The organism is Mycetohabitans endofungorum (genome assembly GCF_002927045.1).
Taxonomy (GTDB): Bacteria; Pseudomonadota; Gammaproteobacteria; order Burkholderiales; family Burkholderiaceae; genus Mycetohabitans; species Mycetohabitans endofungorum.
The window spans coordinates 46,055-60,369 of the sequence record NZ_PRDW01000002.1 but is presented as its reverse complement, the minus strand read 5'-3'; the positions used below and the strand labels follow the sequence as shown (position 1 = coordinate 60,369).

Sequence of the window (14,315 nt, the reverse complement as noted above, 5' to 3'; positions counted from 1 at the left end):
CCGGTCGCGGCACCGGCCACCGTCGGTCTCCACCATGTGTCGACGGCGGCGCCCTACCGGGGCGCCGTACAGCAGGATCCATACACCGCCGCAGGCGCCGCCTGGAAAACCGCATGATCACCCCATATGAGTCGGGCAAACCTGGGCGTTTTTCAGGCACAATACGGGTTTATGGCCGGCGGGCCGACAGCCGGGCGCAACGCCTTGTTCAAACGCCTGTTTGATCGACCGCTACATGCCCTGCGGTGCGGGGCACGGGGGCCGCCCCGCACCGGGCGCTACGCACGGCAATGGCGATGTGGGGCGGGTGAGCCGTCATATCAACGAAGGAATTCTATGCAATTGGTCAAGACCGAACGAGACACCCTGCTGCGTCCGTTGCAGACGGTCAGTGGTATTGTCGAACGCCGCCACACGCTGCCGATCCTCGCCAATCTGCTGATCTCCAAAAACGGCCCGGACGTGTCGTTCCTGTCCACCGACCTCGAATTGCAGATCACCACGCGTGCCGACTTTGGCATCGGCAACGAGCAAGTGGCCACGACGGTGGCCGCGCGCAAGCTCGTCGACATCCTGCGCGCAATGCCGATCGGCGACGTCACGCTGACGTTGTCAGACAAACGGCTGACCGTTCAGTCCGGCAAGAGCCGGTTCGCGCTGCAAACGCTGGCAGCCGACGAGTTCCCGACGCTGGCGCAGGCAAAAGACTTCGGCGCGAGCCTGTCGGTGCCGCAGAAGACATTCAAGCAATTGCTCGGGATGGTCCACTTCGCGATGGCGCAGCAGGACATCCGCTATTACTTAAACGGCATGCTGCTGGTGGTCGACGGTGATCAGTTGATGGCCGTGGCGACCGACGGCCACCGCCTCGCGTTCTCGTCGATGAAGACGGACGGCGCATTCGCGCGCCAGGAAGTGATCATCCCGCGTAAGACGATCCTCGAGCTACAGCGGCTGCTGGAAGACATCGACGACCCGCTGAAGATCGACATCGCGTCCACGCAGGTGAAATTCACGTTCGGCCAGGTGGAATTGGTGTCCAAACTCGTCGAGGGCAAGTTCCCGGACTTCCAGCGCGTGATCCCGAAGGGCTACAAAAACACGTTCATGATCGGCCGTGACGAATTGCAGCATTCGTTGCAACGGGCGGCGATCCTGACGTCGGACAAGTTCAAGGGCGTGCGGTGCATCGTCGCGCCTGGTCAGCTGAAAATCATGTCGACCAATGCCGATCAGGAAGAGGCGCAGGAAGAGCTAGAAATCGCATACCAGGGCGATACGCTGGACGTGGGCTTCAACGTCACGTACCTGCTGGACATGCTCGCAAACCTGAAAGTCGACATGATCCAGGTCGCGTTGGGCAGCGATGCGACATCGAGCGCGTTGATTACGATCCCCGAGAACGAACAATTCAAATACGTGGTGATGCCAATGCGGATATGACCCGCAAATCAGAACGATGACCAAGGGGCCTAGGGAACCATCCCGGCCCCTTTGATGTTTATTGGGTGTTTAAGCAGTACGCAGAACCGGAAGAAATTCATGACTGAACAGCACAATCTGCAAGCGAATTCGAACGCGGATAACAGCTATGGCGAGTCGTCGATCCAGATCCTCGAAGGTCTCGAAGCTGTACGCAAGCGCCCAGGCATGTATATCGGGGACACCTCCGACGGCACCGGTCTGCACCATCTCGTATTCGAAGTACTCGACAACTCGATTGACGAGGCACTCGCCGGACACTGCAATGACATCCATGTGGTTATCCACGCGGACAACTCGATCTCCGTGACCGACAATGGCCGGGGGATCCCGACCGACATCAAGCGCGACGACAAGCACGAACCGAAGCGCAGCGCGGCCGAAATCGTGATGACCGAGCTACACGCCGGCGGCAAGTTCGACCAGAACAGCTACAAGGTGTCCGGCGGGCTGCACGGCGTCGGCGTGTCGTGCGTCAATGCACTCTCCAAGTGGCTGCGGCTCACCGTGCGCCGTGGCGGCAAGAAGCATTTCCTGGAATTTCATCGCGGCGTCGTACAGGACCGCGTGCTCGAGCAACGCGACGGTGAACAAGTCTCGCCCATGGTGATCATCGGGGACACCGAGAATCGCGGCACCGAAGTGCACTTCCTGGCCGACGACACGATCTTTGGCACGGTTGAGTACCACTACGACATCCTCGCCAAGCGCATGCGCGAGTTGTCGTTCCTGAACAATGGCGTACGGATTCGGCTGACCGACCAGCGCACCGGCAAGGAAGACGATTTCGCATTCGCGGGGGGCGTGAAGGGTTTTGTCGAATACATCAATAAGACCAAGCAGACATTGCACCAGAACATCTTCCATGTCGTCGGCGAAAAGGACGGCGTCGGCGTCGAGGTCGCCATGCAGTGGAACGACAGCTTCAACGAAAACGTCCTGTGCTTCACGAACAACATTCCACAGCGGGACGGCGGCACGCACCTGACCGGATTGCGCGCGGCGATGACGCGCGTGATCAACAAGTACATCATCGACACCGAGATCGCGAAGAAGGCGAAGATCGAGACGACCGGCGACGACATGCGCGAAGGGCTGTCATGCGTACTCAGCGTCAAGGTGCCGGAGCCCAAGTTCAGCTCGCAGACGAAGGACAAACTGGTGTCGTCGGAAGTGCGCGCGCCGGTCGAGGAGGTCGTGGCGAAGGCGCTCGAGGAATACCTACTCGAGACGCCAAACGATGCGAAGGTCATCTGCGGCAAGATCGTCGATGCCGCGCGGGCGCGCGACGCGGCGCGCAAGGCTCGCGAGATGACGCGCCGCAAGGGGGTGCTGGATGGCGTCGGGCTGCCCGGCAAGCTGGCCGATTGCCAGGAAAAAGACCCGGCGAAATCGGAAATCTACATCGTCGAGGGCGACTCCGCGGGGGGGTCCGCGAAACAGGGGCGCGACCGTAAATTCCAGGCGATCCTGCCGCTGCGCGGCAAGGTGCTGAACGTCGAGAAAGCGCGGTACGACAAGCTGTTGTCGTCCGAGCAGATCGTCACATTGATTACCGCCCTCGGTTGCGGCATCGGCAAGGAAGACTACAACCTCGAGAAGCTGCGCTACCACCGCATCATCATCATGACCGATGCGGACGTGGACGGCGCACACATCCGCACGCTGCTGCTGACATTCTTCTATCGGCAGATGCCCGAGATGATTGAACGCGGGTATGTCTACATCGCCCAACCGCCGCTGTTCAAGCTGAAGGCCGGCAAGGACGAGCGCTACCTGAAGGACCAGCATGAGTTGAACCAGCACATGCTGAAGCTGGCGTTACATGGCGCGGAGCTAGTGCCGTCGGAAGGCGCGGCACCGATCGTCGGTGACGCGCTGGGCGAGCTCGCTCGCTCGTACCTGCTTGCGCAAGCGGTGGTGGACCGGCTCAGCAAGCTCTATGACGAGGCTTCGCTCGAAGCGGTGATGGACGGCGTGACCATCGACCTGACGTCCGAGGACGCGACGCGGCAAGCCGCGCAAGCCCTGCAGGACAAGCTGCGCGATAGCGCGCTCAAGCCGGACGTATCGGTCTTACCGCAATATGATGCCGTGCGCGAGTTGCGTTCGCTACGCATCGAGCGGCGGCATCACGGCAATATCAGGGTATCGGTCATCGACGAAGAGTTTCTGCTGACCGCGGACTTCCAGCAACTGATGAACACCGCCAATACGTTCAAGGGGCTAATCGGCGCCGGCGCGATGATCAAGCGTGGCGAGCGGACAATGGCCGTGACGGACTTCAAGAACGCAATGAAGTGGCTGCTCGCGGATGCGGAGCGCAACGTGTCAAAGCAGCGCTATAAGGGACTCGGCGAAATGAACCCGGAACAGCTGTGGGAAACCACGATGGACCCGACCGTGCGTCGGTTGCTACGGGTGCAGATCGAGGATGCGATTGCTGCCGATGGGATTTTCACGACGTTAATGGGCGACGAGGTCGAGCCGCGACGGGCGTTTATCGAGAGCAATGCGTTGCGGGCGGGGAATATTGATGTTTGAGGCCTACTGTAGACCTTTTTGCGCCGCGCGTCGGCCAACGACAAGAATATGAGCCGGAACAACCGCGTACCGCCGGATGACACCAGGCGGTCGGATCGACCGGCAACGAGTACCCGCCGTTTGCTTAGCGGAAAAGAGTGAGATTTTCAGTTGCGCTCCCCGGCCACTGTGGCTCTGGCCTTCATCGTGCACGCTTTGTCGAATCGGGCGACAGGCGAGGCGTTGAAGAGCGTTTCGCCGTAGCTACAACGATACTTCATCGACTACCGACTTAAAGTGGCACTTGAGATGGTGAGACAACGCGCAAAGTTCGATATCGGCCCGGCAACCTTGAAGGCGAACTTCACTGGCCGTGCGGTTCGGATGGATGAGCGACATCCGCGCCATCCGGCACAACCTTCATTCGGCTCTTAAAACGCGAAGGTTTGGACTTTGGCAATCCGGGCTGCATTGTCTGGTCCTCCTCCCTGCCGTCACCTTCACTGGATGGATACAGCTGCTTTCTTAGACGCAGGGCTTCTTTTGCTGAACGCGCAGCCAAGATATTGCCCAGGGCTACGGCGACGGCAACCAAGACACCAGCAATTGCGACCCATGCTTGCTTTTTCAGGGTTTGTTTGACCAGCGCTTTCAAATTATCGTCTTTCAGAGCATTGCAAATTGCGTCGGTTTCGGAGGCATTGAAGCCGGTCAGTTGCGCGAGGCCAGCTTTGTCGGCCGCGCATTTTGCCGAATCGAAGGACCAACCTCCCAGCGGTGCCTTGACCGTGACAGCGTCGGTCTTGAACAACACTTTGGATGTGCGCGTTTGAAGGTAAGCATCGCCCGACACGGCGAATTGACTGATCCCGGACATTGAGAGCAGTGCCAAGTAAGCCAACGCTAAATGGATCAAAACATAGTGCCTGGGTGGCTGGCGCACCATCTCGTGCGAAGTGGTATCAATCCAAAAGCGCATTTTTTGAAGCCGAGACATGCTGATTTCATGTGTTCTTCTCCATTTGTCCAGTCTGTGGATTGCAGCCATGGTCTCTACCTTCAACCGGTAGGTATATTTAAATTTTTCAATGTCGCGGCTTTCAAGCAAGAGCGCTTTCAGTACTGGGTCATGCACGTCGGCCTTGCCGGCAACCAGCTGCCAGAGCCGGTCCAGCACGATGTGAATCGAGCCGGCACGCCACCAAAATAAGCCGACCATAATCAGCCCGCCGAAGATGATAGATAGTGGTGAAAGGGCTGGACTTTGGACAAATGTTGAAAGGGATTCCACGTTGTCGATTCCTGGATGCTTTGATGGGTCTAGCGAACGGCGATGAGGATAGAAACCTGCACATGCAAGCGCCTAATCCGCGGGATGTCATGACATTTAGGCAATGAACAAGGTACGCATTCCAGATAAATGGGCCACAATGTAGCCCATAGACTAGGAAACCCCACCATGTCTGCGAACGCGGTTGTTCCCGCCCGCATCGACAAGCGTATCAAAGAAGAAGCATCGATCATACTGGCGGCGACGGGCCTTACGGTATCCGACGCTTTTCGCATCATACTGACCCGCGTCGCCCACGAAAAACCCTTCCATTTGAGCCGCTGGTGCCAAATGAAACTACTATCGCGGCTATGCGTGAGGCCATGCAGGTAACCTCAAGCGCTTCAATAGCGTTGAGGCGCTAATGGGAGACCTGCATGCGCAGGATTAAGGTAAGCTTTCAGTAGACGACATGGTTTGCTCTGGGTGGTCTGCCATGCGCCAGTGTGTTGAGGCGAAGAGCCGTCACGGCAGCAGGGCCTGGTAATCGTCGGCAGTGTTTGCCAGTGGTAGGGGCCTGAACAGCGCGACGAGATAGCCATACGATTCGACGCGATTTGCCTTGCGGGCTTCGATCAGCGAATACAGTAGATTAACCCAACAAATATTTCACCAGTTAAATTTTCGTTATACATTGTTGGCGTTAGTTAATTTACGATTTTGATCATCAACCAATTGATTATACAAACGCGTATCAGATCTATCATCATCTCCCGCATAATCTATCGAAATAATGCCCGGACTGACACCTCGCAAAACAAGGTGGCGAACGAAATTGGCAACCTGTTCTTTTTGATCTGCAGCCAAATTTTTAACGCTAAACAATTTCATTAAGCTCAAAAAATAATCAAAATCCTTCGAAATAGGATTAGCCCTCATTGGCATATTTGTTTGTATAATATTGAATTTATTTTCTCTGTCGACACCACGATCACCATGAAAATTTAGAATATGAGATCCCGTTCCTGAGCCACTGGCTTGATTGGCCCATTTTGTATTGGTATTTTTGTCATAGTCCCAGAAATATCTCTTTAAAGACCCCTCCATAATACTGCCCTCCGCATTTTTGACTAGCAGTAAAATATTTCTGTTTTGGCCAATCGTATTATCAATGGTCAATCCCCCAAGAGGATTCTCCGAACCCGATGCGTTATTCTCAATAATACGTTGCTCAAAAGCTGACAGCTGCCGAATAAAGTGCCTTGCATCTCTTTTTTTGAAATGTAACTTCAGTATATATAAATTTCTTTCATCCTCGGTTGCATACCTAAGCAGCTTTTTGACCTCTTCCAGTGCATCCCCGCCTGTCGAGCTAGGTCCATGGAAAAATCGGTAAATATTGCTTTTATCACGCTCTACTCGCAAATCAAAATAGTGGATTCCCGCTTCAGCTTGTCCCACCAAATCCAGGGATTGGCACTTAAAAGGGCCCGGCCATGTTTTACCCAATGAAAAGCCGCCTTGCGCTCTTTCTTTGCTAAACAGATAGGTGCCTGCATCGTGTGAACCAAGCATGTTGAGCTGGGTTAACCGTGTTTGAGGCGGCAGGTCTGCGTGATCTAAAGGTGGCAAATTCTCGGGTGATCGATCCGGATTTTCCGGGTCCAGGTTACGCCGGCTGAGCGGCATAACTTGTAAGTCCATCGCGTCCTGGTCTGGTGTAGCAAGCTCACCTTGATTTTTTCTTTGTTTTTTGGATTGAATATCATACGAACTTGTCTTTGGCATTATGCACCTCATTAATAGATGTGTTTTTTCATGACTTTTAATGTGTCAACGATCACCCGTTTCGGAACCGAACTCTTGATGACGTTGGCCCGCTTGCGCCAGCGCGTCAGGCTTAACGGCATCACATCACTTCATAGGCAACAGATCAATATTAGGCCTACGTCTTTAACACATCAAATTCAAAACCATCTATGCGGGAATGCTAGCTCAGATTGGCATACAATTACGGCATCTATACTGCTGTCACAGTCAAGACAATCCTCAACTTGCCATCAGTATTTTCACATACTTAAAATTCATGACACTGCGGACGCCCAAGCCAGTCTTCATTCGTCAATCGGCACCGTGAATGGAAGCGTTCACTACAGTCAAATCAGTGCTCACCAATAGGGAATTAGGCAGGTCCTCATCTATCTCATTCCAACGGTTGTTATACTCGTCAATCACTTTTTCTACTGCATTATTTGTCGCTTGATCAAGTAGGCCGCTTATGTGAACCGCAGGCTGATTGGGCTCTTTGTACTCGCATGTTATTGCTAAACGTGCGAGCTGTGCTCGTACCTCAGGTATTCTGTTGACATCCGACTTCTGCAGAACTTGTTTAACCAGCACGCGCTTGAAAGGTGACGATTTATCATACTGTTCCCACTTTGACGATTCAAGTTCCATACTAAGCACGGGTGGCGCTTTTACAGGCTGGTCAGGAACTATTTTAACTGGTATCGTCACTTGAAAATTCAGACACAGGCGTGGCCGATCACCCAACGATTGCCAAAAATTCCCCAAACTCGATAAATGCTCCAATGGTGCGATCACCCGCGCAAATGACGGCAGACCTGCCTCTCGAAGAAGCGTATCCAGTTCAGCACTGAGTAATGCATCGAGCACCGCATTCATTACTACCATCGGTTGACCGTCTGGCTTCATCCCCTCTTTCTTCGGTTGCTCCCAATACGTCACAAGGTAACAACAACGCACGTTGACTTGTCTAGCATCAAATGTTCCTGTCTTTGCGCAATACTGGCGTGGTTGCCCGTGGCGTAGCTCAAGGTCTTCTTGAATGTCATAGAGGAACACACAAACGGTTGGCATATCCGGTAGCAATGTTTTGTCCGGAATATCAAAACGAATATCGATCGACTCATCGCTAATCCGCAACAAGTATTTTTCCAATGAAAGTGCAATCGCTTTATTCAAAGTGATGATCGGCTGCATACTTTCTGACTCCTCGCCCGTACCCATGATTTGGTCTGCCATGATCGCATCCGTCATTAAAAATTGACGTTCTTCATCGACCCCACCTTGCATTGGCGGAGACCTTTAACTTAAAGCTGCGGCATGATCCGCCCCGTCTTGCTCAGCTCGCGGCGCACCGCGCGAGCGATATCGACCCAATTGACTGCTCGATCCTGCTCGGCAGCAAGCCAGCTCGCCAGCAACGCCACGTTCCGGATTCCTGCTCCCGTTAACTCCGTGGCCGCCGAGAGCCGCGCAAAATCCACTTCCTGATCCACCGCCACCTGCTCCGGCCAGATCGCCCGCCACATGCGTTCACGCAATACGGCATTGGGTGTCTCGAAACGCGTAATAAACGTTAAGCGACGTGTAAACGCATCATCCAAGTGCGCACGGTTGTTCGTCGTCAGCACCACCAGCCCAGGGTACTGTTCCAGCCGTTGCAACAAGTACGACACTTCAATGTTCGCGTGCCGGTCTTGCGCGTCCTTCACCTCACTGCGCTTGCCAAACAGTGCATCCGCCTCGTCGAACAATAATACGCCCGTGTCCGCCACCGCTAGATCGAAGATCTGCGACAGATTCTTTTCTGTCTCGCCGACATACTTGTTAACCACTGTCGACAGGTCCACTCGGATCAGATCCAGCCCTAACTCCCCGGCGAGTACCTCTGCGGCCATCGACTTGCCCGTGCCCGATTCGCCATAAAACAATGCGCTGATGCCAGTGCCATAGCCTACTTTGCGGGCAAACCCGCGCGTCAGCACCGCATCGCGCTGCCGGATGGCCACGAGAATCTCGTGCAGCTGCTCACGTAGGTTCTCGTTCACGATCAGGTCGTCGAGGGTGCGCTGCGGCTGCATGCGCCGTGCGAGTTGCCCAAAGTGTTGCTGGCCCCGCACGCGCAGCGCTTGGCACAGGTCAGCTTCCGCGAGCGGCGCTTGCGCCCCACGCAGTGCCCGATAGCCTTGTGCCTCCTGCAACGTTGAAGTCAGGGTGTCCGGATTGACCCGTGTGCGCTTAAGCAAGCCCGCCAGATCCCACCCATCACTGCTAGTTCCCAAGCCAGCTTGCAGCAACCGCACGTTATCCTCGTGCATGCGCGGCGGCATCGTCAGGCGCAACTTCGGCAGGCTTGCGAACGCCTCTGCTGTTTCCTGCGTAGGCAATAAGCACACGATGGGTTGACCATGCCGCGCCAGTCGTGGCTCCAGCGCCTCGAGTAGCGGCCCGTGCCGAGATACGCCTTCGGCGATGTGCTGTAATACCAGTATGCCGCCGTGCAAGCGCGCCTCACGCAGCGCCGCCAGTAGCAGCGGCCAGGCATCCGTCGCATCGTCTGGCAACGCCCGCAGATTGACGATCAGAGCTGGGCGGCCTGCCTCGCTGGCTAGCTGCGCGATAAGCGCCTGGCTGCCATCGCCCCCTTGCAGTAGTAATAATGGGGTGGGCATGGCGCGTGATCCGGTCCCGAAACAGAACGTCGCAATCTGCTCCGCGCACGCGGCCCACGCGCCGTGACGCAGCGCCTCTTCGGCGTGTGAGGTCGGGCGCCATTGCGCGAGCTCCGTCAGTGCCATGGGTAGCGACATCGCGTCCGCCCCACTGAGATAGCGAAACACGGTCTCGTTCACGCGCAGGTAGGCTGCATCGTCGCGCGCGCATGCACGACCATTGCGCTCGGCCGTATGCACAAGCTCATTGGGCAACAGGCTGCCCGCGCTCGAGTACAGTTGGTGGCGGTGTGCGATACGCTCCACCGGCGTGGCGCTAAATAGCGTCAACGCCAGCTCCACGCCAGGCCAACTCGCGCCTTCATCACCTTGCAAATAAGCAATCAGTGCGCGGTAGCGTGGCTCGATGAGCGGCAATAAGCACAGCACCAGCACCTGGGTTTCAAAATGCGTCAGCCCGAATCGGTCGATAACGTTGGCGAGCCGGCCGCGCGGCACGGGTGCGCACAGCGTTGTCCACGGGGGAACGTCGCCGCTCGCTGTACTCCAATGCGGCATGCCGCGCGGTTGCGTGCGTGTGGCTTCAAGCGCCTCCTCTGTGTGCAGCAACTCCGCTATGTTAAAGCGGTCGTCTTCGCGTTGGTGCTGCCACACTAGCAGGTGCTGCAGCGCCTGGTCGACGTATTCGAGCCATGGCCCCAGCGCCTCGAACGCATGTGCCACGCATGCATCCGCAGGCGGCGCATTGGACAAATCAACCGTATCGGGTTGCCCAGCGCCCGATGCAAGGGCGTCTAACAAGTCAGTCGAGAGAGTTTTCATTGAAGCCACATCACGCTGATTGGTGCCGGCATCTTTGGATCAATTCAACTTTCGTCGAAATTTGCAGGTCTCACGCGTCAATATGCACGTTCCTTACAGATCTCACAACACCTATTTTGGCCTCACAACCTTGCCACAAAGAATCAGATTTCATCGCAAAAGACGTGGACTTCACCAAATGACCCAACATTGCAACAATAAATGTATCAGTGGCACGAAAAAAGAACAGATAATGAACAGTACTAAACTCCACAAAATCTTAGGAGATTTAGTCATTGACTATTTTCAAACATGGACTAAAGTAAGTGTGAGTTCGCTGCTGGTTGGTCAGGGGACTCAAGCTGACGGGACAATCACCTCATCGATGACGAGTTCAGCTGCATCGAGCAAGTCAAACGTATGCGGGCTTTTAGCGGTGCCATTCTCAATGGATGGAAAGAGGCAGAAAGTTGAGAAAGCATCGTGGTCCCAATAAGAAGTATCCAACTGCCTTTTAGTAAAAACCGAAAAATGGAGAAAATGATGTTTTTAGCTCGACTTCTTGCTGATCCAACTGTTCTCACCCATTTCGCTATGAGGGATGAAGACGTTTTGACGGATAATATCTCCTTTGGTTATAATACGATAACTGGGAATAAGCCAAAGGAAAACCACAATACCGTCTTCCTGTGGGAGGTAGACTCTTGGATTGTTCCCCAATCGGAACAAGACATTAAGGGGAAAGTTCAAATCACCAACGACTCACCCAGCAGCTTCGGCGATCTTTCTCCTTATACTCCGTTGGCTAATAGGAATTACTTGATAGGCTACGCAGTGGATAACACACGCGATGCTATCGTGGCCACACTGCGCATAGAAGCTCAGGGAAGCGGTAAATACAAAGTCATCGAGCCGCAGGAGAGTGATGGGGCGCTCTCATTTCAACTGAATGACGATCCCACTACGAGATCGGTATCGTACAGCTTTCGCGCACCGAATGGAACAAGCGCGCAAGGAAACGGGGATTGGGTCGGCGTGTGGAAGGGTAGCACGATAGCGAACCTCTACGACACTACCAAAAGCCCCATTGGCACGAAGCTGCTAACAATGGACCAGAGCTACGGGAACGATAGGCTTACTCTTCCTGGCGGTCAATCATTTGAGAGTGGTGCCACTTATATGCTCGGCTACTTCAAGAGCGGAGCCCAAAGTGGGAACTCAAATGCGCTCAAGCGGACCACGCTCGCCGCCGTTATTACATTCAAGGGCCCCTAAGCACTGAGCCGCGCCCGGGTAGCTGAGGCTACCCGGGCACCCTCTCCCTTGCCCCTAAGATGAGGAAAGGTAGAAGGTTGAGATGGTTCCATAGTTCCAGTAAGGAGTGAATCACTTTCTTTAAATCAAAAACACGAAGAGTAGAAAAATGATGACGTTAGCCCAGCTTCCTGATGATCCAGCTGTTCTCACCAGGTTCGAAATCGATGGGGAAAGAGTTCAGCCTAATTCCATCCCTTTTCATTATGACACGATAGATGGGAATAAGCCACATACATACCAAAATACCGTTTTTCTGTGGCAGACAGACTATTGGGATATTCCCTCATCGGATGTGGACCTAAAAGGGAAACATCCAATCGACATCGATTCATCCAGCGACTTCCAGGACCTTACCCCTATTGAAGGGTTATCTAAGCGAAATTACTTGATAGCCTATGCGGTGGGCAAAGAAAAAAATGCGGTTGTGACCACCCAGCGTCTAGAGCCTCTGGGCGACGGTAAATACAAGGTCATCACGCCACCCGAGGCGGAGGAACTCTCGTTCAAGGTGACCAGTGTCAATCCAACAACGGTGTCGTACAGCTTCCGCATGCCGCGCGGGACAAGCGCGGAAGACGACGGGGATTGGATCGGAGTGTGGAAGGGTTCCACGGTATCGAACCTCTACGACGATACGCAGGAGCCCCTTTACTTCTTGCCGATATTAATCGACGACAGCAACGGGACAGGTGAATTAACCCTTCCTCACGCCCGGCAATTCGAGATCGACGACGACTATATGCTCGGCTACTTCAAGAGCGGGTACGATACGCAAAAACCCTCGCGGACCACGCTCGCCGCCGTTGTCCTCTTCAAGGGGCCTCCGAAGCCTACCCTCACCCAGTTCGGCGTCGATCTCATCAACATCGACTCGACTAAAATTGACTTTCACTATGAAACGCTAGACGGAAATCAGCCGAAAACATATAAAAATACCGTCTACCTCTGGCAAAAAGAGGGTTGGACAGTTCCCTCAACGGATGCGGACTCACAAAAGCATTCAATCACCTCCGACTCAGTCAAAGGTTTCCAGAACTTTAGCGTTGGGTTGGATCAGGCGAATTACTTGATCGCCTACGCGGTGAGCCCAACAGTGAATGCTGTTGTGACCACGCAGCGTCTAGAGTACCAGGAGGACAGCAAGTGCTACAAGATCATCCCGGCACCCAGTGACGAGGCGCTCTCATTGAAGGTGACCTCTATCGATACGGCAAGGGTGTCGTACAGTTTCCGTATGCCGGCGGGGATGAGAGCGAAGGCCAACGGGGATTGGATCGGAGTGTGGAAGGGTACTACGGTGTCAAAACTTTATAACCCTGCGGAAAAGCCTATTGGCTTAAAGCCGATAACAATCGACGACAGCCACGGGACCGATAGGTTGACTCTTTCTGTCGGCCAGCAATTCGTGAGTGGCGACAGCTACATGCTCGGCTACTTCAAAAGCGGATCCAATCCGGATAACCCGGAAGAATCTTTGCGGACTACGCTCGCCGCCATTGTCCAATTCAAGGGCCCCTAAGCACTAAGCAGCATCCGGGTAGACCTTAAACTAGGAGGCAATATGATAATAAGCCCAGGTAGGTTTCATTCTCAGCTCACTTCAATCACTGTCGAGCCGGAAGACATCAAGTCAACAATCATACCCTTTCGCTATGACACGCTGCCTGGAAATCAGCCGAAGGCAAACAAGAATATCGTCTACCTTTGGCAAACGAATGGGGAAGAGGTCCCCTTCCATGAAGACCCACAGCTAAAATCGATGCTCATCGATTCTAATCGGGCCGATAACCTTACCAACTTCGACGAGCTTTCGCTGGCTAAAGAGTCGTATTTGTTGGCCTACGCGGTAGCGAATAACGTGAACGCCGTGGTGACCACGCTACTCATCAAGGGTGTGGGTGACGGCCGATTTGACGTATCCCTCCCAGAAGATAAGCTGGCGTTCTCGGTGACCCAGATCGGCTCGACATCATTGTGTTACCAATTTTGCGTGCCGAGAGGAATGAGTCCGAAGGACGATGGCGATTGGGTCGGACTGTGGGAGGGCTCTACAATATCGGAACTTTACTACAAAAAACCCCTATTCTCCTCACCGGTGTTAAGCGACATCAACAGCGGATACGGTGGACTGACCCTGCCTGAAGGCCAAAACCTCATGAGCGGCATCGAATACATCCTCGGTTACTTCAAGAGCGGGTATAAGGAAGATAAGAAAGTCGATAAAGAAGGGAGCGGTAAGGAAGAAGATAAGAAGAACAATCAAGAAGGGGGCGGTAAGGAAGATCCCTTGCAAACCACGCTCGCCGCCGTTACCATCTTTACCGGCCCATAAACGCCGGGCAGCACCCGGGCGGATGAAGGGGCCTGGCAGACGCCCGCGCCTGAGTTCAGCTGCGCCAAGTCAGTCAAACGTAAGCGGTCCTTTTTCTCAAACTAAGAGGGAA

General features: G+C 54.4%; 10 protein-coding genes and 1 pseudogene. 6 read left to right on the top strand and 5 right to left on the bottom strand.

Going from position 1 to position 14,315, the window contains the following annotated elements; all coding sequences use genetic code 11:
- The first annotated feature begins 336 nt into the window (after positions 1-336).
- Positions 337-1,443, top strand: a complete 1,107-nt coding sequence (dnaN, locus tag B0O95_RS01955; RefSeq protein ID WP_104076394.1) for a DNA polymerase III subunit beta — start codon at positions 337-339, stop codon at positions 1,441-1,443.
- A 99-nt stretch (positions 1,444-1,542) separates the two neighbouring features.
- Entirely contained in the window at positions 1,543-4,026 is a 2,484-nt protein-coding gene (gyrB, locus tag B0O95_RS01950) for a DNA topoisomerase (ATP-hydrolyzing) subunit B (protein ID WP_104076393.1), read from the top strand.
- Positions 4,027-4,369: 343 nt separating this feature from the next.
- Here gyrB and B0O95_RS01945 read toward each other — a convergent pair whose 3' ends face one another.
- A complete protein-coding gene (locus tag B0O95_RS01945; RefSeq protein ID WP_146063964.1) occupies positions 4,370-5,296 on the bottom strand; it encodes a DUF6216 family protein in 927 nt (308 codons plus the stop codon).
- 129 nt (positions 5,297-5,425) lie between these two features.
- On the opposite strand from B0O95_RS01945, the gene B0O95_RS01940 reads away from it, so the two are divergent.
- Positions 5,426-5,668: a type II toxin-antitoxin system RelB/DinJ family antitoxin gene (locus B0O95_RS01940; protein WP_332908541.1), complete on the top strand. Its 243-nt coding sequence runs from the start codon at positions 5,426-5,428 to the stop codon at positions 5,666-5,668.
- A 132-nt stretch (positions 5,669-5,800) separates the two neighbouring features.
- Here the strand turns inward: B0O95_RS01940 and B0O95_RS01935 are convergent.
- From B0O95_RS01935 to B0O95_RS01925, 4 genes and pseudogenes are all read right to left on the bottom strand, one after another.
- A pseudogene (locus tag B0O95_RS01935) lies at positions 5,801-5,923 on the bottom strand (transposase domain-containing protein); the annotation flags it as partial.
- A 39-nt stretch (positions 5,924-5,962) separates the two neighbouring features.
- Positions 5,963-7,063 (bottom strand): PI-PLC domain-containing protein, encoded by a 1,101-nt coding sequence (locus tag B0O95_RS15290; RefSeq protein ID WP_146063963.1) that lies wholly within the window; start codon positions 7,061-7,063, stop codon positions 5,963-5,965.
- Positions 7,064-7,396: 333 nt separating this feature from the next.
- Positions 7,397-8,371, bottom strand: coding sequence for a Pvc16 family protein (locus B0O95_RS01930; protein ID WP_233203023.1), 975 nt, complete (start codon positions 8,369-8,371; stop codon positions 7,397-7,399).
- A 17-nt stretch (positions 8,372-8,388) separates the two neighbouring features.
- The gene (locus tag B0O95_RS01925) at positions 8,389-10,575 is read right to left on the bottom strand and encodes an ATP-binding protein (protein WP_233203022.1); all 2,187 of its coding nucleotides are present in this window, start codon (positions 10,573-10,575) and stop codon (positions 8,389-8,391) included.
- A gap of 510 nt (positions 10,576-11,085) precedes the next feature.
- On the opposite strand from B0O95_RS01925, the gene B0O95_RS01920 reads away from it, so the two are divergent.
- From B0O95_RS01920 to B0O95_RS01910, 3 genes are all read left to right on the top strand, one after another.
- Positions 11,086-11,829 (top strand): hypothetical protein, encoded by a 744-nt coding sequence (locus B0O95_RS01920; protein ID WP_104076390.1) that lies wholly within the window; start codon positions 11,086-11,088, stop codon positions 11,827-11,829.
- 148 nt (positions 11,830-11,977) lie between these two features.
- Complete coding sequence (locus tag B0O95_RS01915; protein WP_104076389.1) at positions 11,978-13,390, top strand: hypothetical protein; 1,413 nt, start codon at positions 11,978-11,980, stop codon at positions 13,388-13,390.
- Between the two features lie 42 nt (positions 13,391-13,432).
- Positions 13,433-14,203, top strand: a complete 771-nt coding sequence (locus B0O95_RS01910) for a hypothetical protein (RefSeq protein ID WP_104076388.1) — start codon at positions 13,433-13,435, stop codon at positions 14,201-14,203.
- The last annotated feature ends 112 nt before the right edge of the window (positions 14,204-14,315 follow it).